Origin of the sequence: Nocardioides rotundus, assembly GCF_019931675.1 — a bacterium.
Lineage (GTDB): Bacteria > Actinomycetota > Actinomycetes > Propionibacteriales > Nocardioidaceae > Nocardioides > Nocardioides rotundus.
Window position 1 is genome coordinate 52,012 of record NZ_CP082922.1, and the last position, 24,812, is coordinate 76,823.

Annotated in this window: 20 protein-coding genes; 15 read left to right on the forward strand and 5 right to left on the reverse strand. The window is 71.7% G+C overall.

The features are described from left to right. Nucleotides 1–33 precede the first annotated feature (33 nt). The 5 genes from K8W59_RS00275 to K8W59_RS00295 are packed head-to-tail and all read right to left on the reverse strand — an operon-like array spanning nt 34 to nt 4,947. Nucleotides 34–681, reverse strand: a complete 648-nt coding sequence (locus K8W59_RS00275) for a DUF1638 domain-containing protein (protein ID WP_223396786.1) — start codon at nt 679–681, stop codon at nt 34–36. Beyond that, nucleotides 620–2,542, reverse strand: coding sequence for an ASKHA domain-containing protein (locus tag K8W59_RS00280; protein ID WP_223396787.1), 1,923 nt, complete (start codon nt 2,540–2,542; stop codon nt 620–622). Before K8W59_RS00280 ends, K8W59_RS00275 begins: the two co-directional genes overlap by 62 nt. 28 nt (nt 2,543–2,570) lie before the next feature. Beyond that, nucleotides 2,571–3,479 carry a dihydropteroate synthase gene (locus K8W59_RS00285; protein WP_223396788.1) on the reverse strand — a complete coding sequence of 303 codons (909 nt, stop codon included), beginning with the start codon at nt 3,477–3,479 and terminating at the stop codon, nt 2,571–2,573. After that, entirely contained in the window at nt 3,476–4,141 is a 666-nt protein-coding gene (locus K8W59_RS00290; RefSeq protein WP_223396789.1) for a corrinoid protein, read from the reverse strand. The genes K8W59_RS00285 and K8W59_RS00290 overlap by 4 nt, the downstream gene beginning before the upstream one ends. Then, complete coding sequence (locus K8W59_RS00295) at nt 4,138–4,947, reverse strand: IclR family transcriptional regulator (RefSeq protein ID WP_223396790.1); 810 nt, start codon at nt 4,945–4,947, stop codon at nt 4,138–4,140. The genes K8W59_RS00290 and K8W59_RS00295 overlap by 4 nt, the downstream gene beginning before the upstream one ends. Before the next feature lie 104 nt (nt 4,948–5,051). On the opposite strand from K8W59_RS00295, the gene K8W59_RS00300 reads away from it, so the two are divergent. The 15 genes from K8W59_RS00300 to K8W59_RS00370 all read left to right on the forward strand — a co-directional run bounded on the left by K8W59_RS00300 (nt 5,052) and on the right by K8W59_RS00370 (nt 24,807). Beyond that, nucleotides 5,052–6,512, forward strand: a complete 1,461-nt coding sequence (locus tag K8W59_RS00300; RefSeq protein ID WP_223396791.1) for a trimethylamine methyltransferase family protein — start codon at nt 5,052–5,054, stop codon at nt 6,510–6,512. Nucleotides 6,513–6,516: 4 nt separating this feature from the next. Beyond that, entirely contained in the window at nt 6,517–7,395 is an 879-nt protein-coding gene (gene purU, locus K8W59_RS00305; protein WP_223396792.1) for a formyltetrahydrofolate deformylase, read from the forward strand. Between the two features lie 3 nt (nt 7,396–7,398). After that, nucleotides 7,399–7,797 (forward strand): GFA family protein, encoded by a 399-nt coding sequence (locus K8W59_RS00310; protein WP_449866979.1) that lies wholly within the window; start codon nt 7,399–7,401, stop codon nt 7,795–7,797. Between the two features lie 123 nt (nt 7,798–7,920). Then, on the forward strand, nt 7,921–8,652 hold the full coding sequence (locus K8W59_RS00315; protein ID WP_223396794.1) for a DinB family protein: 732 nt from the start codon (nt 7,921–7,923) through the stop codon (nt 8,650–8,652). A 68-nt stretch (nt 8,653–8,720) separates the two neighbouring features. Further along, the gene (locus K8W59_RS00320; RefSeq protein ID WP_223396795.1) at nt 8,721–9,503 is read left to right on the forward strand and encodes an IclR family transcriptional regulator; all 783 of its coding nucleotides are present in this window, start codon (nt 8,721–8,723) and stop codon (nt 9,501–9,503) included. A gap of 129 nt (nt 9,504–9,632) precedes the next feature. After that, nucleotides 9,633–11,375 carry a BCCT family transporter gene (locus K8W59_RS00325; RefSeq protein ID WP_223396796.1) on the forward strand — a complete coding sequence of 581 codons (1,743 nt, stop codon included), beginning with the start codon at nt 9,633–9,635 and terminating at the stop codon, nt 11,373–11,375. 488 nt (nt 11,376–11,863) lie between these two features. Then, a complete protein-coding gene (locus tag K8W59_RS00330; RefSeq protein WP_223396797.1) occupies nt 11,864–14,398 on the forward strand; it encodes a GcvT family protein in 2,535 nt (844 codons plus the stop codon). A 1-nt stretch (nt 14,399) separates the two neighbouring features. After that, nucleotides 14,400–15,170 carry an electron transfer flavoprotein subunit beta/FixA family protein gene (locus tag K8W59_RS00335; protein WP_223396798.1) on the forward strand — a complete coding sequence of 257 codons (771 nt, stop codon included), beginning with the start codon at nt 14,400–14,402 and terminating at the stop codon, nt 15,168–15,170. Continuing rightward, nucleotides 15,167–16,132, forward strand: a complete 966-nt coding sequence (locus K8W59_RS00340) for an electron transfer flavoprotein subunit alpha/FixB family protein (RefSeq protein ID WP_223396799.1) — start codon at nt 15,167–15,169, stop codon at nt 16,130–16,132. Before K8W59_RS00335 ends, K8W59_RS00340 begins: the two co-directional genes overlap by 4 nt. Nucleotides 16,133–16,546: 414 nt before the next feature. Further along, on the forward strand, nt 16,547–17,782 hold the full coding sequence (locus tag K8W59_RS00345) for a M15 family metallopeptidase (protein WP_223396800.1): 1,236 nt from the start codon (nt 16,547–16,549) through the stop codon (nt 17,780–17,782). Nucleotides 17,783–17,802: 20 nt separating this feature from the next. Next, nucleotides 17,803–18,783: an NADPH:quinone oxidoreductase family protein gene (locus tag K8W59_RS00350; protein ID WP_223396801.1), complete on the forward strand. Its 981-nt coding sequence runs from the start codon at nt 17,803–17,805 to the stop codon at nt 18,781–18,783. 19 nt (nt 18,784–18,802) lie between these two features. Further along, nucleotides 18,803–20,752, forward strand: coding sequence for a M13 family metallopeptidase (locus tag K8W59_RS00355; protein WP_317846294.1), 1,950 nt, complete (start codon nt 18,803–18,805; stop codon nt 20,750–20,752). Nucleotides 20,753–20,940: 188 nt separating this feature from the next. Beyond that, on the forward strand, nt 20,941–21,699 hold the full coding sequence (locus K8W59_RS00360) for a 2-phosphosulfolactate phosphatase (RefSeq protein WP_223396802.1): 759 nt from the start codon (nt 20,941–20,943) through the stop codon (nt 21,697–21,699). A 49-nt stretch (nt 21,700–21,748) separates the two neighbouring features. Continuing rightward, entirely contained in the window at nt 21,749–23,839 is a 2,091-nt protein-coding gene (locus tag K8W59_RS00365) for a RecQ family ATP-dependent DNA helicase (protein ID WP_223396803.1), read from the forward strand. A gap of 44 nt (nt 23,840–23,883) precedes the next feature. Continuing rightward, the gene (locus tag K8W59_RS00370; protein ID WP_223396804.1) at nt 23,884–24,807 is read left to right on the forward strand and encodes an aminotransferase class I/II-fold pyridoxal phosphate-dependent enzyme; all 924 of its coding nucleotides are present in this window, start codon (nt 23,884–23,886) and stop codon (nt 24,805–24,807) included. Nucleotides 24,808–24,812: the final 5 nt, after the last annotated feature.

The window sequence follows — 24,812 nt, forward strand, 5'->3', positions numbered from 1 at the left end:
GCGGCCCCGTGGGGAGTACGACGCTCCGCGCACTCAACCCGCGACGAGAGGCGCCAGCGCACGCTCCAGCCCGTCGTGGCCGGTGGGCACGATCGTGAGCGGCAGTCCGATCCGCTCGGCAGCTGCGGCCGCGAGGGCGGCCAGCTCCGGGTCGTCCGGCTCCTGGGCCAGCCACACCGCCCGGGTGTAGGAGCCGAAGTAGTCCTCGCGCAGCTCGGGATAGCGGTCCAGCCCGAGCTCGCGCACCACGGTCCGCTCGAAGGAGCGCACCAGGAAGTCGGTGAGCACGTAGGTCCCCGGCTGCTCGGCGAAGACCCGCTCCAGCCGCTCGGCGCCGCCGTACACGTCGTAGCAGTGCAGCCCCGGCAGCCGCGCGATCCCCAGCTCCTCGCACACCGCGTCGAGCGCGCCGTAGGTGCCGCAGTCGGCATACCCCACCACGATCGAGGAGTACGTCGCACCCAGCGACCCGGCGAGCTCGCGCACCGCGGGCGCGATCCGGGCGGGCTGGTTGTGCAGCAGCGGCGGCAGGGGGTGCACGTCCAGCGGCCACCCCCGGCGCGCGGCCAGGGAGGCGGCCGGCTGCGCCAGCGCGCCGCACGCGATGAGGGCGACCCGCTCAGAACGCGAGCTGCTCGACGAAGCGGTCGTTGAAGTCGGCGCGGTCGGAGAGCTCGACATAGGTCACCTCCTCGGTGAGCGCGGCGGCGCCGTTGCGCTCCTGCACCGAGAGCAGCGCCATCTTCGCCCCCTCCCCGGCGACGTTCCCGGCGGAGACGATCCGCAGCACCGGCAGCGAGGGCACCAGCCCGATCCGCACCGCCGCGGCGGGGGACAGGTAGGAGCCGAACGACCCCGCCAGGAGCACCTGCTGCACGTCGGAGGGCGCGACGCCCATCTCGTCCAGCAGCAGCGACCAGCCGGTGGAGATCGCGGCCTTGGCGAACTGGAGCTCCCGCACGTCACGCTGGGAGAGCACCACCGCGTCGGGGAGCGAGCCCGCGAGCACGAAGACCCGCTCCTCGCCGATCCGGCCCATCCGGTCGGCCAGCGCGGGCGCGATTGAGGCGACGTCGGCGTCGGGGACGAACCGGCCGGTGGAGTCCAGCAGCCCGACCCGGACCAGCTCCGCCACCGCGTCGACCAGCCCGGAGCCGCACAGTCCCCGCGGCGTCAGCGGCGCCTCGTCGGTGGACCCGATGACGCCGAGCTCCACGACCGGCGCACCCTCGGCGGGCGGCCCGTCGGGGTGCAGCGCGATCGTCTCGATCGCCCCGTCCGCGGCCCGCATGCCGCACCGGATCGCGCCGCCCTCGAAGGCCGGCCCGGCCGGCGCCGCAGTGGAGACGATCCGGTGCCCGTCGGAGAGCACGATCTCGCAGTTGGTGCCGACGTCGACGAACAGCCGCAGCCGCTTGTCGCGGTCCAGCCCCGAGGCCAGCATCCCGGCCACGATGTCGCCGCCGACATAGGCGCCCAGCGAGGGGAAGACGTACGCCGGCGCACGCGGGTGCACCTTCAGCCCGAGGTCCGCGGCGGCGACTCCGGGGAAGGCGGCGGTCGACATCACGAACGGCGCGACGCCGAGCGGCTCCGGGTCGATCCCCAGCACCAGCGCGGTCATCGTGGCGTTCCCGGCGAGCGCGACCTCGTAGACGTGCGCCGGGTCGACGCCCGCCTCCTGGCAGACCTCGTCGGCCAGTTCGGCAAGCGTGGAGCCCGCCGCGGACTGCAGCCGCGAGAGCGCCTCGCCGTCCAGCATGGTCGCGGAGATGCGGGTGATCACGTCGCCGCCGAACGGCTGCTGCCGGTTCAGTGTCGAGGCGACCGCGGCCGGGGTGCCGGTCTCCAGGTCCAGCAGTGTCGCGACCACCGTCGTGGTGCCGAGGTCGAAGGCGAGGCCGTAGCGCACGCCCGTGGTGTCGCCCGGCTCGATGTCGATCAGCTGCTCGTCGGCGACCACCGCGGTCACCTTGAAGTCGGCCTCGCGCAGCACCTTGGGCAGCCGCCGCAGCACCGCCAGCCCGCAGGTGAAGTCGAGATCGATCAGCGCCGCGCGCAGCCGCTCCACGTCGGTGGTCTGGTCGGACAGGCTGGGCTCGTCGAGCTCGACGTACCGCTTCTGCACCGCCGGCCGCAGGATCACCTGCCGCCCGACGCCGACCGTGGCCGCCTTCGGCCGGGTGGTCAACGGCGGCACCTCGACCTGCAGGTCCGCGGTGGCCTTGACCAGGCACGCGAGCCGCCAGCCCTCCTCGATCTCGCCCTCGGAGAAGGTACGCCGGTCGTGCGAGGTGACCGGGGCGGTCTGGGCCACCTGCACCTTGCACTTGCGACAGGTGCCGTGGCCCCCGCACGTGCTGTCGATCGCCACGCCGTTCCACGACGCGGCGTCGAAGACACTCACCCCGGGCGGCACGCGCACCGCCCGCTCCGTGCCGTCGGAGGTGCGCAGCCGCACCTCCACCCGACCGGTCCCGTCGTGGACGGGGTCGATCGCCTCCCGTGGTGTCAGCAGCCCTTCGCGATGCAGCTCGGTCACGGGGCCCTCCCTCCCGTGGGTGGTGCGCTCAGGCCTGGGCGGCGGCCGCGGTCGACGCGCGGTGCCGGCTGATCCAGGCCATGCCCCAGTCGTCGTGGCCCAGCAGCAGGTCGGCGGCCTTGACCGCCTCGACCACCTGCGGGGTGCGGGCATCCATGATCGCCGAGGTGAGCCCGGCGGTCATGGCCATCGGCAGGAACGTGGCGTTCAGCGCGTGCCGCGAGGGCATCCCGAAGGAGACGTTGGAGGCGCCGCAGGTCATGTTGAGCCCCCAGCGCTCCCGGATGCCGCGCATCGTCTCCATCGTGGCGACCGCGGTCGCGGTGTCCGCCCCGATCGGCATGGCGAGGGGGTCGATGACGATGTCGTTGAGCGCGATGCCGTACTCCTGCGTCGCGACCCGGACGATCTTCTCCACCAGCTCGAGCCGCTTCTCCGGCTCCATCGGGATCTCGTCCTCGTCGTTGGGCAGGGCGATCACCGCGGCGTCGTACTTCTTCACCAGCGGGAGGATCTGCTCCATCCGCTCGTCCTCGGCGGTGATGGAGTTGACCAGCGCCCGGCCCTGGTAGGCCGAGAGCCCCGCGTCCAGCGCCTCCACCACCGAGGAGTCGATGCAGATCGGCAGGTCGGTGAGCCCCTGGATCATCGTGATCGCCTTGGCGAGCAGGTCCGCCTCGTCCATCAGCGGGACGCCCATGTTGCAGTCGAGTACGTCGGCGCCGCCCTCGACCTGCGCCTTGACGTCGCGCTCGATGGCGGACATGTCGCCGGCGCGCAGCGCCTCCTGGAAGATCCGCCGGCCGGTCGGGTTGATCCGCTCGCCGATGATGCAGAACGGGCGGTCGTGGCCGATCACCACCTCGCGGGTGGCCGAGCGGATCGTGGTCTCCTGGGTCTCGACAGGCTCGACCACCGAACTAGTCGCGGCGCTCATGCGGGCACCTTCGTCCGCTTCTCGTCCAGCAGCGCCTTGGCCCGCTTCACACACGCGGACGCGTCGGCCGCGTAGCCGTCGGCGCCCACGGCGTCGGCGTACTCCTGGGTCACCGGCGCACCGCCGACCATGACGATCACGTCGTCGCGCATCCCGGCCTTCTCCAGCGCGTTGATGTTCGCCTTGAACATCGGCATGGTCGTGGTCAGGAACGCGGAGAAGCCGACGATGTCGGGCTGGTGCTCGTCGATCGCGGCGACGAACTTCTCCGGCGCCACCTGGACGCCGAGGTCGATCACCTCGAAGCCGGCGCCCTCCAACATGATGTTGACCAGGTTCTTGCCGATGTCGTGGACATCGCCCTTGACCGTGCCCATCAAGAACTTGCCGACGGTCTCGACGCCGGTATCGGCCAGCAGCGGCCGGAGCACCTCCATCGCGCCGGCCATGGCGCGGCCCGCGATCAGCATCTCGGGCACGAAGAAGTCGCCGCGCTCGAAGCGTGCGCCGACCTCCTCCAGGCTCGGGATGAGTGCGTCGAAGAGCAGTGTCTGCGGAGGCATGCTCATGCCGAGCGCCTCCTCGGTCAGCTCCAGGACACGGGGTCCGTTGCCCACGAGGGTCTCGTCGTAGAGGCCCTGCAGGATCTCCTCGGGTGTCATGCTGCGCCCTCCCTCTTGCTCGTGCGACGGCGGAGCACGGCGCTGAGCTCCGCAGCCTGGTCGATGAGGTGGCGGCCGATCTCGTCGATCCGGTCGCCGATGCGGCTGGTGGGTCCGCTGACCCCCAGCGCGCCGAACACGGTGGACCCCATGCCGGTGACCGGGGCGGCCACGGCGGTGAGTCCGACCTCCAGCTCGTCCACGGCGCTGGCGTAGCCGCGCTCGCGGATGGCTGCGATCTGCCGGTCGAGGGTCACCGGCAGGGTGACGGTCTGCGAGGTGAGCTCGGTGAGCCCCTCGGCAGGCCGGGGGAGGGCGTCGTGCGCGATCAGCACCTTGCCGATCGCGCTGGCGTGCGGCGCGACGTCGCGCTGCGTCCAGTCCTGCGCCCCGAGGAGGTAGTCGGTGTCGACCTGCGCGACGTGCACCATCTGGCCGTTGCGTACGACGCCCAGGTGCACCGTCTCGCGCGTGGTGGCGGCCACCCGCTCCATCACCGGACGGGCCAGCCGCGCGGTCTCCTCCCACGGATCGTGCCGGGCGGCGTAGAGCCAGAACAGCGGCCCGGCGACGTAGCCGAGGTCGGTGCTCTCGATCAGCCGTCCCGCCTCCAGCGCCGCGAGCAGCCGGCTGGCCGTGGACTTGGCCAGGCCCAGCTCGCCGGCGATCCCGGTGGAGGTCAACGGCTCCTCCGACTCGACCACCAGCGCCACGATCGCCGAGGCGCGGTCCACCGCCTGGGTCCCGCCGGGGGCGGGGGCGTTGGCGGCGGCGCTGGCAGGGCGCTCGGCTGTCGGGGTGGACACATGACCTCCGGGGGTGGACGGGAGTTCCATGATGTGGAACCGTTCCCCACATCGTGAGGTAGAGCACAGTCCCGGGTCAAGGACCCGTCCCCAGGAGGTTTGTCGTGTTCCGCAACCAGATGCCCCGCTACGAGATCCTCTCCGCCGACGCGATGGCCACCCTCGACGGCGGCTGGCGGCGGATCCTGACCGAGCTGGGCGTGGAGTTCATGGACGATCGTGCGCTCGAGCTGTTCCGCAGCCACGGGCAGAAGATCGAGGGCAACACCGTCTTCCTCGATCCCGAGTTCGTGCTCGAGCAGGTCGCCAAGGCGCCGCGCGAGTTCGACGTGCAGGCGCGCAACCCGGAGAACTCGGTGCACATCGGCGGGGACAGCATGGCCTTCGGCGCGGTCTACGGCCCGCCGTTCGTGCGCGAGGGGGAGGTCCGCCGGGACGCGACGATGGTGGACTTCCGCAACTTCACCAAGCTCGCCCAGTCCTACGCCGTGCTGGACTCCGCGGGCGGGGTGATCTGCGAGCCGAACGACACCCCGCTGGACAGCCGGCACCTGGACATGACCTACGCACTGCAGACGCTCACCGACAAGATCTACATGGGCAACGTGGTGTCAGGGACGAACGCGGCGGACACGATCGCGATGTCCTCCATCCTCTTCGGCGCCGGCGAGGGCGCCGAGGTCGGTCGGCAGCGGATCGAGGAGACGCCGGCGACCATCTCGCTGATCAACTGCAACTCGCCGCTGCGGTGGGACGACCGGATGCTGGAGGCGCAGTTCGAGTACTCCGCGGCCAACCAGGCCGTCGTCCTCACTCCGTTCCTGCTGATGGGCGCGATGTCGCCGGTGACCGTGCCGGCGGCGCTGGTGCAGCAGATCGCCGAGGCGCTGAGCGGGATCACCCTCTCCCAGCTGATCCGGCCCGGCTCGCCGGTGGTGTTCGGCTCGTTCCTGTCCAACATCGACATGCAGTCGGGCTCGCCGACCTTCGGCACGCCGGAGTCGGGGATCGGGCTGCTGTGCACGGGCCAGATCGCGCGGCACTTCGGGCTGCCCTTCCGCACCGGCGGCGGTCTGACCTCCTCGCAGGTGCCGGACGCGCAGGCGGGCTATGAGGCGCTGATGACGCTGATGCCGACCTTCCTCGCCGGGGCCAACTGGGTGATGCACTCCGCCGGCTGGCTGGAGGGCGGCCTGGTCGCGGGGTATGAGAAGTTCATCACCGACGTGCAGCTGCTGGAGATGCTGCAGCAGGAGTTCACGCCGCTGGAGGTCGACGAGGCCTCGCTGGCCTTCGACGCGCACCAGGAGGTCGGCGCCGGCGGGCACTTCCTCGGCGCGATGCACACCATGGAGCGCTTCCGGACCTGCTTCTACCGGCCGTTCCTCAACTCCTCGGACAACTACGAGCGGTGGATGCGCGGCGGCGGCGAGGACGCCGCGGCGCGTGCCGGGAAGATCTACCGGGAGAGGCTCGAGGAGTACGTCGAGCCGCCGATGGACGAGGCCGTGCGCGCCGAGCTGGAGGAGTACGTCGTACGCCGTCGCGCGGAGTTGGGAGACTGAGGGCATGTCCTCCCCCATCCCAGCTCCCGAGGTGCCGCACGACTACGTGCTGACCCTGCGCTGCCCGGACCGTCCCGGGATCGTGCACGCGGTCTCCGGCTTCCTGGTCCGCAACGCCGGGAACATCACCGAGTCCCAGCAGTTCGGCGACCCGAACACCGGCGACTTCTTCATGCGCGTCGCGTTCACCACCGAGGGCGACGAGGGGGTCGAGGCGCTGCGCGAGGACTTCGCCGAGGTGGGTGAGCGCTACGGGATGGAGTTCACGATCTTCGACGCGCGGGCGCCGTACCGCACCCTGATCATGGTCTCCAAGCACCTGCACTGCCTCAATGACCTGCTCTTCCGTTGGTGGACCGGGCAACTGCAGATCGACATCCCGGTCGTGGTCTCCAACCACCGCGACGCCGAGGCGCTGGTGCGGTCCTACGGGCTGGAGTTCGAGCACCTGCCGGTGACGCCGGAGACCAAGCCGGCCGCGGAGGACCGGCTGCGCGAGCTGGTCGCCGAGCACGACGTGGACCTGGTGGTGCTCGCGCGCTACATGCAGGTGCTCTCCGACCAACTGTGCCGCGACCTGGACGGGCGGGCGATCAACATCCACCACTCGTTCCTGCCGAGCTTCAAGGGCGCCAAGCCGTACCACCAGGCGTTCGATCGGGGCGTGAAGCTGGTCGGCGCGACCGCGCACTACGTCACCGCGGACCTGGACGAGGGGCCGATCATCGAGCAGGACGTGCTGCGGGTGGACCACTCCTACTCCCAGGACCAGCTGGTCGCCGCCGGCCGCGACGTCGAGGCGCAGGTGCTCTCGCGTGCCGTGCGCTGGCACAGCGAGTCGCGGGTGCTGCGCAACGGCCACCGGACCGTCGTCTTCCGCTGAGCCGTGGAGCTGACCGGTGGCTGCCTCTGCGGCGGTGTGCGACTCCGTCTCAGTGGCGAGGTGCGCGCGCCGTTGGTCTGTCATTGCGAGGACTGCCGGCGCTGGCACGGTGCCGCTCCGGCATTCGTCGCCGTGCCGCGCGCGGGGCTGATGGTCGAGGGGGAGGTGTCGTGGTACGCCGCCCCGGGCAAGCCTCCGCGGGGATTCTGCCCCACGTGCGGTTCCTCCCTGCTCTGGTCCGCACCCGAGCGGGACACGATCGGGGTCGTGGCGGGCGTCGTGGACCAACCCACCGGCTTGTCGGTCGCCGGCCACATCTTCACCGCCGACCGGGCCGACTACGACCCGCCGCCTCCCCGAGGGCTACCCACCTACCCGGGACCGGTGTGCGACGGATCGTGAGCGACGCTCCGATGCGGCCCGGCCGTGGTCGATTGTTCACGGGGCCTGAAAGCCGCACGGCAGGGCTGTGCCTCCGGGGCTCTGCGGACGCCATCCGTCCCCGGCTGCTGTCAGGATCCGGGCATGACGACCTACTCCGAGACCGACGAGTTCGAAGGCGCGACCTTCGTTCGGACCAGCCTCAAAGGCGCCACCGTGCGCTTCTCCGACGTCAGTGGCGTGACGATGCGCGGCGTCGACGTCGACGGGCTCGACATCGACAGTCACGACCTGTTCTTCGGCCGTGTCCTGGTCAACGGGGTCGACGTGGTGCCGCTGGTGGAGGCCGAGCTGAACCGGCGGTTCCCGGGCCGTGAGCTGCAGAAGGCGCAGACGCCCGAGGGGTTGCGCGAAGGCTGGGAGGCGGTGCAGGCGGCCTGGGCGGAGACGGTGACCGCGACGCCGGCCGAGCTCGTGGACGCCCACGTCGAGGACGAGTGGTCCCTGGCCCAGACCCTGCGGCACCTGATCCTGGCGACCGACGCCTGGCTGGGCGGTGCGATCCAGGGCACCGAGCAGCCCTTCCACGAGATCGGGCTCGTCTTCACCGGCGCCGAGCGGATGGGCTTCGACATGTCGGTCTTCCGCGAGGAGCTTCCGGAGTACGACGAGGTGCTCGCGGTCCGCGCGGAGCGGCAGCGTCAGGTGACCGACTTCCTGGCCTCGGTCACCCCGGAGGAGCTCGCCGAGGAGCGCGAGGATCCGTGGGGCTTCGGCGACTGGCGCCCCACCGTGGGCGACTGCGTCCGGGTGATCCTGGAGGAGGAGTGGGCGCACCTGCGCTACATCCGGCGCGACCTGGCCCTGCTCAGCTGAGCCGCCCGGGCGGTCGGTGACGGACCCGAGGCCGTGCGGACGCCGATGGACTCTTCTATGGTTGCGCCATGAGCAACGGGACGGCGGAGCGCGGAACGAACGGGGTCCAGTCGGTCGACCGGGCGCTGGGCATCCTGGAGCGGCTGGCCCGCGCCGGCGAGCTCGGGGTCACCGAGCTGGCCCAGGAGATGGGCGTGCACAAATCCACCGCCTTCCGGCTGGTGACCACGCTGGAGGACCATGGGCTGGTCGAGCAGACCGAGGAGCGGGGGAAGTACCGCCTCGGCATGGGGATCCTGCGTCTGGCCGGCGCGACCACCGCCCGGCTCGACCTGGTGCAGGAGGCACGGCCGGTCTGCCGCCAGCTCGCCACGGCCACCGGCGAGACGGTCAACATCGCGGTCCTCTCCGACGCCTCCGCGCTGTACGTCGAGCAGGTCGCCGGCTCCTCGGCCCTGCAGTCGCACAACTGGGTCGGGCAGCACATCCCGCTGCACGCGACCTCCAACGGCAAGGTGCTGCTCAGCGGACTCCCCGACGACGAGCTCGCCAGCCTGCTGGAGGACCTGCCGTCCTACACCGAGCTCACCATCACCGCCCGCGACCTGCTCACCGCGGAGCTGGAGAAGGTGCGCGATGAGGGGTACGCCGTCGCGGTGGACGAGCTCGAGGTCGGGCTCACCGCCGCGGCCGCGCCCATCCGGTCCGCTCACGGCGACGTGATCGCCTCGATGAGCGTCTCCGGGTCGACGTACCGCATGTCCGGCGACGCGCTCGATGAGGTCATCGCCCACCTGCGTGAGGCCGCCGCCGAGGTGTCGCGTAGGCTCGGTTGGGTTGGCCTGCACTAGAGTGCGGCCTGGCGCGCATGCTTGACGCCCGACCTCGCGAGGTGAATCCTCAGTGAACGCGCTGTTGCGCGAGCAGGGTCCTGGGTGCACATCGCGCAACAGAATCCTGTCCACTGACGGAGGTGCGGTATGAGCACGACGACCCGAGATCCGGACGAGAATCTCTCGGAGCGACCCGACGACGGTGGCAGGCAACTGCCGCTGGACACGATCACGTTCGGCGTCGCCGCCGCGCTGGCGGTCGGGTTCGTCGTCTACGGCGCGATCAGCCCGCAGGCGATGTACGACACCACCCAGAGCATGCTCGGCTGGATCACCACGAACTTCAACTGGCTGTTCGTGCTGACCAGCGCCGGCTTCGTGCTGTTCTCCTTCTACCTGGCGATCAGCCGCTACGGGAACATCAAGCTCGGCCCCGACGACGCCGAGCCGGAGTTCTCGACCTTCTCCTGGGTCTCGATGATGTTCGCGACCGGCATGGGCATCGGCCTGATGTTCTGGGGCGTCGCCGAGCCGCTGACCCACCTCAACACGCCGCCGATGGGGATGGCCCAGCCGGGCAGCCGCGAGGCCGCGCAGCTGGCGATGGAGTACTCCTTCTTCCACTGGGGCTTCCACCCCTGGTCGATGTATGCCGTGATCGGCCTGGCGATCGGCTACTTCGCCTACCGCAAGGGCTACGGCAACCTGGTGTCGGCGACCTTCCGGCCGCTGTTGGGCGACCGGGTCTCCGAGGGACCCGGCAAGGCGATCGACATCATCGCCATCTTCGCCACCCTGTTCGGCTCCGCCACCTCGCTCGGCCTCGGCGCCCTGCAGATCACCGGCGGCATCGACAACGTCTTCGGTGGCACCTCCGGCGCGGTGATGGCGGTCATCGTCATCTGGATCCTGGTCGCCTGCTTCGTGGTCTCCGCGGTCACCGGCATCGAGCGCGGCATCCAGTTCCTCTCCAACGCCAACGCGATCGCCGCGGCCCTGCTCGCGTTCTTCCTCTTCGTGGTCGGCCCGACCGTGTTCATCCTCGGCACCTTCACCGAGTCGCTGGGCGGCTACCTCACCCAGCTGCCGACGATGAGCTTCCGCGCGGGCATCTTCGAGGACGCGAGTTGGATCAACGGCTGGACCGTCTTCTACTGGGCCTGGTGGATCAGCTGGACCCCCTTCGTCGGCATGTTCATCGCCCGGATCTCCAAGGGCCGCAGCATCCGGCAGTTCGTGGTCTACGTGATCTTGATGCCGAGCCTGGTCTCGTTCATCTGGTTCTCGATCATGGCCGGGTCCGCCTTCGACCTGCAGCTGAACAAGGGCATGAACCTGGGCAAGGTCCTCACCGACGCCGGCACCGAGGGCGTCTTCTTCGAGGTGCTCCGGGAGTATCCGCTCGCCTCGGTCACGGTGGTGCTCGCGGTCTTCCTGGTGGCGATCTTCTTCATCACCGGAGCCGACTCCGCGTCGATCGTGATGGGCATGCTCTCCCAGAACGGTCAGGAGGAGCCCAAGCGCTGGCTGATCATCTTCTGGGGCGCCGCGCAGGGCGCGGTCGCCTCGGTGCTGCTGTGGTCGGGTGGTGACGACCTTCAGGTCGGCCTGCTCGCGCTGCAGACCCTGGTGATCATCGTCGCCGGCCCGTTCATGCTGGTGATCATCGCGATGTGCGTCTCGCTGATGAAGGCGCTGCGCCAGGAGCCCTACGAGTCGACGCTCCCCGCGCGGGTACGCCGAGCCGTGGTGCACGCGCAGGAGCAGGACCTCATCGCCCAGCAGTCGGTCGCGCTGGCCGCGCTGGGGCATGAGTACGACGAGGACGAGCTCAACGGCACCGGCTCCACCGACGACGAGGAGTCCACCGACACCACACGTCGGAGCTGACGCCCAGCACGATCCCTCGACGGCCGGTCGCACCCCCGTGGTGCGGCCGGCCGTCGTCGTTGTCGGCGGCCACCCGACTCTTGCGTGAGCGGGCCGGTGAGCCGTTCCTCATGCATGGGATCAACCTCGCCGAGGTGCTGGTCGGCGGAGTGGGGGTCGGCCGTGGGCAGGAGCTGCTCGCGGCCGTCGCGCGGTCCCGCCACCTCGAGGTCGTGCCCGCCTGATCTCGGTCGGGCCGCGGATGGCCGCAACGGACTTGACCACGGAGCGCCGTCCTCGTCCTTCGGCAGGGACGTCATACGAACCGGGGAACCGCTTCCACAGTTCGGATGACGTTGTGGCGGTGGTCTCGACAGGCTCGACCGGCGAAAAGGGCTCGACCGGCGGTGGACTGATCTCTTGACAGCGCCCACTCACCCCGAGGACGATGTTTCGTATCGTGAAGCACGTTGCAAGATACGCAACGAACGGCCTGAGGGAGACGTGGCATGGCTGAGGTTCCGAGCAGCGCCAAGTGCGTGGTGATCGGCGCGGGCATCGTCGGCAACAGCCTGGTGTGGCACCTGGCCGACCTGGGCTGGCGCGACATCGTGCAGATCGACAAGGGAGCGCTGCCCAACCCGGGCGGCTCGACCGGTCACGCGTCGAACTTCATCTTCCCCGTGGACCACTCCCGGGAGATGACCGACCTGACCCAGGACTCGGTCCGGCAGTACCAGGAGATGGACGTCTTCACCCGGTCCGGCGGCTTCGAGATCGCCCGGACCGAAGAGCGGATGGAGGAGCTGCGGCGGCGGATGTCCAGCGCGAAGGCGTGGGGCATCGAGGCCGAGCTGGTCGACCCCGCCTTCGTCCAGGAGAAGGTGCCCTTCATCGAGACCGACCAGTTCATCGGCGGCTTCTGGTGCCCCACGGTCGGCGTCGTCGACAGCCTGCGCGCCGGCACGATCATGCGCGAGCGGGCGATGGAGCTGGGCGCCCTGACCGTCGTACCCAACGCGGAGGTCACCGGCCTCGACGTCGAGGGCGAGGGCGAGGATCGGCGGATCACCCGGGTGCGCACCGACAAGGGCGACATCGAGGCGGAGTACGTCGTCATCGCCTCGGGCGTGTGGAGCCCCAAGCTCGGCGACATGGCCGGCATCAAGATCCCGCTCACCCCCGCGGTGCACCAGATGATCTCCGTCGGCCCCTGCCCGCAGCTGGTCGAGACCGAGGGTGAGATCACCTTCCCGATCGTGCGCGACATGGACACCTTCTGCTACGAGCGGCAGCACGGCGCCGACATGGAGGTCGGCTCGTATGCCCACCGCCCGATCCTGATGGAGCCCGAGGACATCCCCTCCATCGAGCAGGCCAAGCTCAGCCCGACCGAGATGCCCTTCACCGAGGAGGACTTCGACCCGCAGCTGGAGCAGGCCTTCGAGCTGATGCCGGACCTGCTCGGGGCCGAGGGCGCGGAGATCCGCTACGCCATCAACGGGCTGCTCTCGCTCACCGCGGACGGCATGCCGATCCTCGGCGAGTCCGACGTGCGCGGCCTCTGGGTCGCCGCGGCGATCTGGATCAAGGAGGGCCCCGGCACCGGTCGCGCGGTCGCGGAGTGGATGGTCCGCGGCTGGTCCGACATCGACGTCTCGCACTCCGACATCGCCCGCTTCCACGCCCACGAGGGCGACCGGGCGCACGTGAAGGCGCGGGCCGACGAGTCGTTCAACAAGACCTACGGCATCGTCCACCCCGCCGAGCAGTACGCCTCGGACCGCGGCCTGCGGAAGTCGCCGATGTATGACTCCCAGGAGTCGCTGGGTGCCGTCTTCTACGAGACCGTCGGCTGGGAGCGGCCGTTCTGGTACGAGTCCAACGCCGGCCTGGTGGAGAAGTACGGCGACGCCGTGATGCCGCGCGAGCACGAGTGGGACGCCCGCTGGTGGAGCCCGGTGATCAACGCCGAGCACCTCGCGATGCGCGAGAACGCCGGGGTCATCGACCTCTCCGCGTTCTGCATCTTCGACATCAGCGGCCCGGGGGCGCTCGCCTCGGTGCAGCAGACCTGCCTGGCGCAGTGCGACGTGCCGGTCGGGAAGGTGATCTACACCCCCGTCCTCGACGACCGCGGCGGCTTCAAGTCCGACCTCACCGTGATGCGGCTGGGCGAGGAGGAGTTCCGGGTCGTCACCGGCGGCGCGCACGGGATGGCCGACCGCAAGTGGTTCCGCGACCACCTGGCGCCCGACGCCACCCTCACCGACCGCACCGACGAGCTCTCCACGATCGGCCTGTGGGGCCCGAAGGCCCGCGACATCCTCGCCTCGCTGACCGCCGACGACGTGAGCGGCGACGGCTTCGGGATGCTCACCTGCCGGGAGATCACGGTCAAGGGCGTCGACTCGCCGGTCCTCGCGTCGCGGATCTCCTACGTCGGCGATCTCGGCTGGGAGCTCTACGTGCCGATGGCGCACGCGGCCGCCCTGTGGGAGGCCCTGCTGACCGCGGGCCGCGAGCACGGCGCCGTACCTGTCGGGATCGGCGTCTATGGCACGACCGGCCGGATCGAGAAGGGCTACCGCGCCTTCGGCGCCGAGCTGGACGCCGAGCGCAGCGTGGTCGAGGCGGGGATGCAGCGGCCGAAGGTGAAGGCCGCCGACTTCGTCGGCAAGGAGGCCTACGTCGCCGCCCGCGAGGCCCTGGAGAACGGCGGCCCCGCGACGGTGCTGTGCACGATGACGGTCGACGACCACACGTCCGCCTCGGGCGTGAAGCGCTACATGCTCGGCGGGGAGCCGATCATGACCCGCGACGGGGAGCCCATCACCGACGGTCACGGCCACCGGCCCTATGTGACGTCGGCCGGGTCGGCGCCCAGCCTGGGCAAGCACGTGCTGATGGCCTACCTGCCGCCGGAGCACGCCACGGTCGGGAACGAGCTGGCCGTCTCCTACATGGAGGAGCTCTACCCGGTGACCGTCGGATCGGTCGACAGCACGGCGCTGTTCGACCCCGAGAACGAGCGGATGCGGTGACATGACCGACGTACTCGTCTGCCTCAAGCGGGTGCCGGACTCCAGCAGCGAGGTGGTGCTCACCCCGGACGCCCAGGCGGTCGACGGCCGCTTCAGCGGCTGGACGGTGAGCCCGCACGAGAACTGCGCGGTGGAGCTGGCGATCCGGATCGCCCAGGACACCGGCGGGTCGGCGACCGTGCTGACCCTCGGCCCCGAGGACGCGGTCGACCAGCTGCGCGGGGCGCTCGCGCTCGGCTGCACCGGCGCGGTGCACATCGTGGCCGAGAGCGCGGCCTACGGGCCGGCCGACGTGGCGCGGGAGATCGCCGCCGTGGTGGCCTCGCACGAGGACGAGGGCCGGTCCTACGACCTGGTCCTGCTCGGCAACGACGCCTCCGACAGCGGCGACTTCCAGGTCGGCGTGCGCCTCTCCTATCTGCTGGAGCGGCCGGTCGTGGGCGGGGTCAACCTGGTCACGGTCGAGGGTTCGGAGGTCACCGCGGTCGGCGAGGGCGCCGACGGCCGGGAGACCTACCAGGTTCCGCTGCCCGCGGTGGTCGCGGTGATGGAGGGCGGGGTCGACCCGCGCTACCCGACCGTGTCGGGGCGGATGAAGGCGAAGAAGATCGAGATCGAGACGCGGTCGCCCGTGGCCGAGCCGTCCGGCGCGGTGCGCCAGCGGCTGACTCTGCCGCCGCCCGCGCCGTCGTCGGTGCAGGTGCTCGGCGAAGGCGTGGAGGCGGTGCCCGCGCTGCGCGAGGTGCTGGTGAACCTGGGGGTGGTGAAGTGATCGTCGTACTGGTCGAGACCGAGAACGACAGTGTCGCGGAGGTGTCGCTGGAGACGCTGACCTTCGCCCGCGGCCTGGGCGACGCCGGCGGCGGGATCCCCGTCGACGCGGTGGTCTGCGGCGCGCTGCCGGACTCCGTGGTGTCCGAGCTGGCGTCGGCCGGCGTGCGGACGGTCTACCACGCCGGCGGGCCGGACTTCGAGGCGTACGGCGGCGGCGCGTGGGCGTCGGCCGTGCAGGACGCGCGCGAGCAGGCCGGTGCGGTCGTGGTGACCGCGGCCGGGACCAACCGGGGCAACGAGGTGCTCGCGCACCTGGCGGCGCGGTGGGACGTGCCGATGGCGGCGAACGTGCTGTCCTTCGCCGGGCTCTCGCCGTTCACCGTCACCCGGCAGGTGATGGGCGGCGCGGCGCTGGAGGAGATGACGCTGAGCAAGCGACCGGCGGTGTTCTCGGTCGCCGGCCACGCCGTCCAGGCCTCGCCGGCCGGTGCGCAGGGCGACGCGTCGGTGGTGGAGCTGTCCCCCTCGCTCTCGGAGCGGGACCGGGTGGCGCGGGTGGCCTCGGCCTCCGGCGCCGACACCGGGGACGCGGACGGGCTCAAGGACGCCAAGGTCGTCGTGGGCGCCGGGCGCGGCGCCGGCGGGCCCGGCGGGTTCTCCGGGGTGGACGACTTGGCTTCGGCGCTCGGGGGCAAGGTCGGCGTCTCGCGGGTCGTCACCTCCCTGGGTTGGCGGCCGCACCACGAGCAGGTCGGCCAGACCGGCACCCGGATCTCGCCCGACGTCTACGTCGCGTGCGGCATCTCCGGCGCGATCCAGCACTGGGCCGGCTGCGCTTCCTCCAAGGTGATCATCGCGGTCAACACCGACCCCGAGGCGCCGATGGTGACCAAGGCCGACTATGCGGTGATCGGGGACATGCACGAGGTGATCCCCGCCCTCATGGAGTCGCTGCGCTGACCCGTTCGCCACCGGGCACTTGATGCACTCATATCTGGCCCGCCGGGCACTCGATGCACCTAAGACTGGCCGACCGGGCACTTGATGCACCTAAGAACGCGCGACCGGGCAGTTGATGTCACTACAGGAGTCGGCGCGCCGCCGTACCCCTCCCGGCGGTGGGTCGCGATAACGACATCAAGTGCCCGGTCGACGGGCTTTTGCGTGCATGGAATGCCCGGTCGGCGGATTTTGGGTGCATCTGGTGCCTGGTGGACCGGTGTTGAGTGCATGGATTGCCTGGTGGGCTGGTCTTGGGTGCATGGATTGCCTGGTGGGCTGGTCTTGAGTGCATGGATTGCCTGCTCGCCTACAGTTGAGCGCACATCGGCAGGGCGAGCCGCCCACGGAGTCCACGGGAGGGGGAGCCGGATCGTGCGTACCCGCGCCAGCGCCGCCGCGGCCGGCGCTCTGGTCGTGGCCCTGGTGGCGGCCGGGTGCGGGACCGACCCGCGTGAGACGGCGGCCGACCCCACCAGCAGCGGCGAGAGCAGCGCGGGCTCCGGCGAGTCGACCCCGGGAGACAGCGCACCGGACCGGCAGGGGAGCAGTGCGACCGCGGCGGCCGACCCCGAGCACGCGGTGAGCCCGCCGGGGCCGCGGACGGGCCGGCTCTACCCCGACGACATGCTCGTCTTCAGTCGCAAGGCGCTCAGCGACGACATGGTCCAGCAGATCAAGGACCTCAAGGGCGTCGACGCGACGATGCGCTTCTCCATGTCCCAGGTGCCGCTGGAGGACAAGGTCTACAACATCGCGGCGATCGACCCCGGGCGCTACCGCAACTGGACCGAGCAGGCCTCCGCCGACACCCAGGAGGTGTGGGACCGGGTGGCCGGCGGCGAGCTCGCGATCGACCCGGCGATCGGCCGCAAGCTCGCGGACAAGCAGGGATACCTGCGGCTGGGCAACGAGAAGGAGGCGCCGCAGATCCACATCGGCGCCTTCGCTCCCCAGGTCGACCAGATCACCGCGGTGGTCAACCCGACCTGGGCCGACTCGCTCGGGATGATCGAGAACAACGCCATGCTCATCACCACCGGCAACACCGCGCCGGAGACGATCCGCCCGAAGATCCGCAAGATCGTCGGCGACACCGCCTCGGTCCTCTTCCTCGCGCCCGAGCTGGACATCACCGCGCAGCAGACCGCGTTCCTCACCGGCGGCTCGGTCGCGCAGGCGGTCGGCACGTTCAACTACACCGTCCTCGGCGGCGGTCGGATCCAGCCCGACCAGGCGTGGGTGGAGGCGAACATCCGCACCGAGGACGTGCCGATCCTCGGGCAGGTCACCTGCCACAAGGCGGTGCTCCCGCAGCTGCGCGCGGCCCTGCAGGAGATCCAGATGACCGGGCTGAGCGACGAGATCCGGCCCGAGGAGTACGCCGGCTGCTACTATCCGCGCTTCATCGCCGGCAGCACCTCGCTCTCGCTGCACTCCTTCGGGATCGCCCTCGACCTCAACACCTCCACCAACCAGCGCGGGGTCGCCGGCGACATGGACCGCCAGGTCGTCGCGATCTTCAAGAAGTGGGGCTTCGCCTGGGGCGGCGACTGGAACTACACCGACCCCATGCACTTCGAGATGAACGCGGTCGTCGAGGCGCGCTGACCCGCGGCTAGCGTGGGCCCATGCGCGCCATCCAGGTCATCGACACCACCGGCCCCGAGCACCTCGAGGTGCGGGAGGTCGACGAGCCCACGGCCGGTCCGGACGAGGTCGTCGTGGAGGTGGAGTCCGTTGGCGTGGCCTTCCCCGACCTGCTCCTCTCGCGGGGGGAGTACCAGCTCAAGCCGGAGCCGCCGTTCACCCTCGGCGTCGACTTCGCGGGGCGGGTGGTCTCGACAGGCTCGACCACCGAAGGGACAGGCTCGACCAGCGAACAGCGGGTCGCGGGGGTGCTGCCGCACGGCGGCGCGGCCGAGCGGGTCGCCGTACCGGCCTCGTTCGTCTTCCCGCTGCCGGACGGGACCTCCTACGACGAGGGCGCGGCGCTGCCGATGAACTACCTCACCGCCCACTTCGCGCTCGCGGTGCGCGGCCAGGTGGGCGCGGGCGACACGGTGCTCGTGCACGGCGCCGCCGGGGGCGTCGGTACGGCGTCCCTGCAGGTCGCCAAGGGCCTCGGCGCCCGCACCATCGCGGTCACCAGCACCGAGGAGAAGGCGGACTTCGCCCGGGCCGCCGGCGCCGACGACGCGGTGCTGCTCGACGGCTTCAAGGACGCCGTCGGCGAGCTGACCCGGGGCCGCGGCGTGGACGCCGTGGTCGACGTCGTGGGCGGCGACGCCTTCACCGACTCGCTGCGCGTGCTCGCGCCGCTGGGCCGGCTGCTGGTCATCGGGTTCGCCGCCGGCCAGGGCATCCCCGAGGTGAAGGTGAACCGGCTGCTGCTCAACAACATCGACGTCCGCGGCGTCGGGTGGGGCGCCTACGCGATGGTGCGGCCGGGGTACATGCAGGAGCAGTGGGCCGAGCTGCTGCCGATGATCGAGGCGGGCGTGGTGCGGCCGCCGATCGGGTCGACGTACTCCTTCGAGGACTTCGGCACGGCGCTCCTGGACCTCGACCAAAGGCGGATGCTGGGCAAGGGAGTCGTCCGCGTCCGGTGACCGGGCTAGGCTCGACCGGGTGACGATCCTCGATGACGCCCGCGCGGGCATGGACCCCGACATCCGCCCCCAGGACGACCTCTTCGGCCACATGAACGGCCAGTGGCTGGCCACGGAGGAGATCCCCTCCGACCGGTCCAGCTGGGGCCCGTTCGTCCAGCTCGCCGACGTCGCTGAGGACCAGGTCCGCCAGATCATCGAGGACCTCTCCACCGGCGCGCTGGAGGAGATCCCCGACCCGGCCGAGGCGGAGAAGCTGGCTGCGCTGCACGCCTCCTTCATGGACACCGCCGAGGTCGAGCGCCGCGGCACCGAGCCGCTGAGGCCGCTGCTGGCCGAGGTCGCCGGACTGCAGAGCACCGCCGACCTGGCCGCCTTCCTCGGGGCGTTCGAGCGCACCGGCGGCAGCGGCCTGTTCGGGATGTACATCGACACCGACCGCAAGGACTCCGACCGCTACCTGGTCTATGCGATGCAGGGCGGCCTCGGGCTGCCGGACGAGTCCTACTACCGCGAGGAGAAGTTCGCGGAGATCCGGGAGAGGTACGCCGCCTACCTGGAGCGGATGTTCACCCTCGCGGGGTACGACGACCCCGCCGGCGCCGCGGCGAACGTGCTCGCCCTGGAGACCCGGATCGCCGAGGGGCACTGGGAGCGCGCGGAGACCCGCGAGGTGCAGAAGACCTACAACCTGCACACCTTCGACGGACTGGTCGCGCTCACGCCCGGCTTCGACTGGCGCACCTACATCGAGCGGCTCGGCGGCTCGGAGCAGACCCTGGCCGAGGTGGTCGTCAAGGAGCCCTCGTTCTTCACCCACCTGGAGCAGGTGCTCGCCGAGACGCCGATCGAGGAGTGGCGCGACTGGGTCGCGGCGCGGGTGATCCGCGCGAGCTCGCCGTACCTCACCGACGACTTCGTCGAGACCAACTTCGACTTCTACGGCCGCACGCTCAACGGCACCCCGGAGCTGCGGGCGCGGTGGAAGCGCGGGGTCTCCTTCGTCGAGGGCGCGATGGGCGAGGCGGTCGGCAAGCTCTACGTCGCGCGGCATTTCCCGCCGACGTCCAAGGCGCTGATGGACGAGCTGGTCGCGAACCTGCTCGAGGCCTACCGGCAGTCGATCTCCAAGCTGGACTGGATGACCGAAGAGACCAAGGCGCGCGCCTACGACAAGCTCGCGACCTTCCGGCCCAAGATCGGCTACCCCGACGAGTTCCGCGACTACTCCGCCCTCGAGGTGCGCGCCGACGACCTGCTCGGCAACGTGGCGCGCGCGGCGGCGTTCGAGACCGACCGGGAGCTGGCCAAGATCGGCTCGCCGGTCGACCGCGACGAGTGGTTCATGCTGCCGCAGACGGTCAACGCCTACTACAACCCCGGCACCAACGAGATCTGCTTCCCCGCGGGGATCCTGCAGCGGCCGTTCTTCGCACCCGACGCCGAGGAGGCGGAGAACTACGGCGGCATCGGCGCGGTCATCGGCCACGAGATCGGCCACGGCTTCGACGACCAGGGCGCGCAGTACGACGGCCAGGGCAACCTCAACGACTGGTGGACCCCCGCCGACAAGGAGGCCTTCCAGGTCAAGTCCCGCGCGCTGGTCGAGCAGTACGACGGGTTCTCCCCGCGCAACCTGCCCGGCGAGCACGTCAACGGCTCGCTCACCGTCGGCGAGAACATCGGCGACCTCGGCGGCCTCACCATCGGGCACACGGCCTACCTCATCGCCCGCGGCGGCTCGGCCGAGCCCGAGGACCGCAAGAAGGTCTTCCTCAACTGGGCCTACGTCTGGCGCACCAAGCGGCGTCGCGAGCAGGAGCAGCAGTTCCTCACCATCGACCCGCACTCGCCGCCGGAGTTCCGGGCGAACATCGTGCGCAACCTCGACGAGTTCCACGAGGTCTTCGGCACCGCCCCGGGCGACGGGCTCTGGCTCGACCCGGACCTGCGGGTCCGGATCTGGTGAGAGGCTGACCGGCCCGGGTCCGGGGGTCGGGCGTGCACGAAGCACGGAGTATCCGGTGCGGAGACTCGCTCCGGGCCCGATGAGACCAGAGGGTGCGGCGGAGCCCGCTCGCCTTCCTGGGTGGTTCGTGCACGGGTCGTCGTCCAGCGCGGCCGGGAGCCGGTCGTCTGCGAGTCAGGAGGGTGAGGATGGAGACCAGCGAGGCCCACGCCCAGCGGCGCTTCGGGGTGCGTCTGGAGTGGGGACCGGTCGGGGCCGCCGCGGTGCCGGCGGACGTGGCGGTGGTGGTCGACGTCCTCTCCTTCACCACCACGCTCACGGTCGCGGCCGAGCGCGGGATCGAGGTCTTCCCCTACCCCTGGAACGACGCCCGGGCCGCGGAGCACGCGATGCGGTACGCCGCCACACTGGCCGTCGGGCGCTTCGAGGCCCGGGCCCGGAGCGACCGGCGGCACGTCTCGCTCTCCCCGGCGAGCCTCGAGCAGGTCGAGGACGTCGAGCGCCTGGTCCTGCCCAGCCCCAACGGCTCGACCATCGCCTTCGCGCTGCGCGACACCGGCGCGACCGTGGTGGGCGCGAGCCTGCGCAACGCCGCCGCGGTCGCCGCCTTCCTCCGGCCGTGGGCCGCCCAGGGCCGCTCGATCCTGCTCGTCCCGGCCGGCGAGCGGTGGCCCGACGACACGCTGCGTCCCGCGGTGGAGGACCTCTGGGGCGCCGGCGCGGTCCTGGCCGCGCTCGCCGACGCCGGGGTCGGCGGGTTCTCGCCCGAGGCGGCCACCGCCGCGGCGGCCTACCGTTCCCTGTCGTCGGTCCCCGACGCCCTGCGCGACTGCGCGTCCGGGCGCGAGCTGGTGGACGCGGGCTTCGGCGAGGACGTGGAGGTCGCGGCCCGGGTGGACGCCGCCGACGTGGTCCCTGTCCTGGAGGGCGAGCGGTTCCGGGCCTGACCGGCCGGGCCGGGGGAGGCCTGTCGGAGCGCCCTGGTAGGCAGGGCCCATGACCTCCGACGTACGGCGACACGCCGCCGAGCACCTCCGGGCGCTCGTCGGCCGCGACGACGCCGAGCTGCGCGACGACCAGTGGACCGCGATCGAGGCGCTGCTGGGGCACCGGCGGGCCCTGGTCGTGCAGCGCACCGGCTGGGGCAAGTCGGCGGTCTACTTCATCGCCACCCTGCTGCTGCGCGAGCAGGGTGCCGGTCCCACCGTGATCATCAGCCCGCTGCTCGCCCTCATGCGCAACCAGATCGCCGCGGCCGAGCGGGCGGGCATCCGCGCGGTCACCATCAACTCCACCAACGCCGAGCAGTGGGAGGAGGTGCAGATGCGGATCGCCGCGGGCGAGGTCGACGTCCTGCTGGTCAGCCCCGAGCGGCTCAACAACCCCGGCTTCCGCGACGAGGTCCTGCCCCGGCTGGCCGCCACCACCGGCCTGCTCGTCGTCGACGAGGCGCACTGCATCTCCGACTGGGGCCACGACTTCCGTCCCGACTATCGCCGGATCCGCACCCTGCTGGGCGAGCTGCCCGACGGCATCCCGGTGCTCGCCACCACCGCGACGGCCAACGCGCGGGTGACCCGCGACGTGGCCGAGCAGCTCGGCGCGGACACCTTGGTGCTGCGGGGCAGCCTGGACCGCGAGTCCCTGCGGCTCGGCGTCCTGGACCTGCCCGGCGCCGGCCAGCGGCTGGGCTGGCTGGCCGAGCACCTGGGCGAGCTGCCCGGCTCGGGCATCGTCTACTGCCTCACCGTCGCCGCCACGCAGGAGGTGGCCCAGCACCTGGCCGCCCACGGTCACGCGGTGGCGGCCTACTCCGGCCAGACCGAGGCGGGCGAGCGGCTCGGGCTGGAGCAGGCGCTGCTCGACGGCGACCTCAAGGCGCTGGTGGCGACCAGTGCGCTTGGGATGGGCTTCGACGCCCGGCTCGGGTTCGTGGTGAACCTCGGGGCGCCGCAGTCGCCGGTCTCCTACTACCAGCAGGTCGGCCGTGCCGGTCGCGGGCTGCGGGAGGGCGACCAGGCGACGGTGGTGCTGATGCCGCAGCGCGAGGACAAGGACATCTGGGCCTACTTCGCCTCCCTCGCCTTCCCCTCCGAGGCGCTGGTCCGCCGTACCCTCGGCGTGCTCGCCGACAACGGGGCCCCGATGAGCACCGCAGCGCTGGAGACCGAGGTCGACCTGTCGCGCACGCGGCTGGAGACGATGCTCAAGGTGCTCGACGTCGACGGTGCCGTCCGCCGCGTCAAGGGCGGCTGGGAGTCGACCGGCCAGGAGTGGGACTACGACGCCGACCGCTATGCCCGGGTCGCGGCGGCGCGGGAGCGCGAGCAGGCCGCGATGCTCGACTACCTGCGCACCGACGTGTGCCGGATGCGGTTCCTGCGCGACCAGCTCGACGACCCCGCGCTCGAGGGCGCGCCCGATTGCGGGCGCTGCGACAACTGCGGCGGGCTCGAGCTGCCCGCGGCCGTGTCGGAGGACTCGACCGCCCAGGCCGAGGAGGCGCTGGCCCGGCCGGGGGTCGTCATCGAGCCGCGGAAGATGTGGCCGACCGGGCTGGACCGGCTCGGGCTCGACCTCAAGGGGAAGATCGCCGAGGGTGCCTCGCCCGGCCGCGCCGTGGCCCGACTCACCGACCTCGGTCACGGGCAGGCGCTGCGCGAGCTGTTCCGCGAGGGCGCGGGCGACCAGCAGGTGCCGGTGCCGCTGGTGCGCGCGGTGACCGAGGTGCTCGGCGACTGGCGTCCCCGGGTGGACGGGATCGTCGCGGTCGAGTCCGCGACCCGGCCGACCCTGACCCGGGATCTGGCCGAGGGGCTCTCCCGCTACCTCGGCGTTCCGGTCCTGGGGCGGTTCGCGATCGTCGACCCCGACGTGCTCCCCGGCCAGGGCGCGGCCAACAGCGCCCGCCGGGTCGCCGCCGTGCGTCGCCGGTTCGCGCTCGAGGCCGACGTGCCGCCCGGCGCGAGCGTGCTCCTGGTCGACGACCTGGTCGGCACCGGCTGGACCCTGACCGTGGCCGCGGCGCAGCTGCGGGCGGCCGGCGCGGGGGAGGTGCTGCCGCTGACCCTGGGCGCCGCGGGCTGAGCCGCGGACAGGCGCGCCGTCGCCGACTGGCAGACTGCGACGCCGTGGAGACCGGAGCGAGTCGCGTGCCGGCGGCGGGCACCCACGGCGGCGACGGGCCGGCCGTCGCGCGGGCGCTGGGGCTGGACCCCGCCGACCTGCTCGACCTGTCCCAGAACCTCAACCCCTTCGCCCCCGACCCCGCCGAGGTCGTACGGCGCAACCTGGGCGCGCTCGGGCACTACCCCGACGACCGCGCCGCCACCGGGCTGCTCGCGGAGCGGCTCGGCGTGGACCCGGGACGGCTGCTGCTCACCAACGGCGGCAGCGAGGCGATCACCCTGGTCGCGGCCGAGCTCGCCGGCGGCGTGCGCAGCGAGCCCGAGTTCGCCCTCCACCCCCGCGACCCGGACCCCGCACGGCCGCACGGCCCCCGCTGGCGCAGCAACCCGCACTCGCCCACCGGCCGGCTCGCCGGACCCGAGGAGACCGCCGACGTCTGGGACGAGGCCTTCCACGCCCTGGCCACCGGTGCCTGGACCGCCGGCCGGGAGGACGGGGCGGTCGTCGTCGGCTCCCTCACCAAGACCTTCGCCTGCCCCGGGCTGCGGCTCGGCTACGTCGTCGCCCGGGACGAGGCCGAGCGGGAGCGCCTGGCCGCCCGACAGCCGCACTGGTCGGTGGGCGCGCTCGCCCTGGCCTGCCTCCCCGACCTGCTCGGGGCCGCCGACCTGCCGGGTTGGTCCCGCCGGGTCGCCGACGCCCGGCGCGAGCTGGTGGACCTGCTCAGTGCCCACGGCCTGACCGTGCAGGCGGCCGACGCCCCCTGGGTGCTCGTCGACGCCCCGGGCCTGCGCGACCGGCTGGCCCCGCGGGGCGTGCTGGTCCGCGACTGCGCGAGCTTCGGCCTGCCGGGGGTCGCGCGGGTCGCCGTACCCGACGCGGACGGGCTGTCCTGCCTCGAGCGCGCATTGCTCCGGTCGGGCTGAGCGGG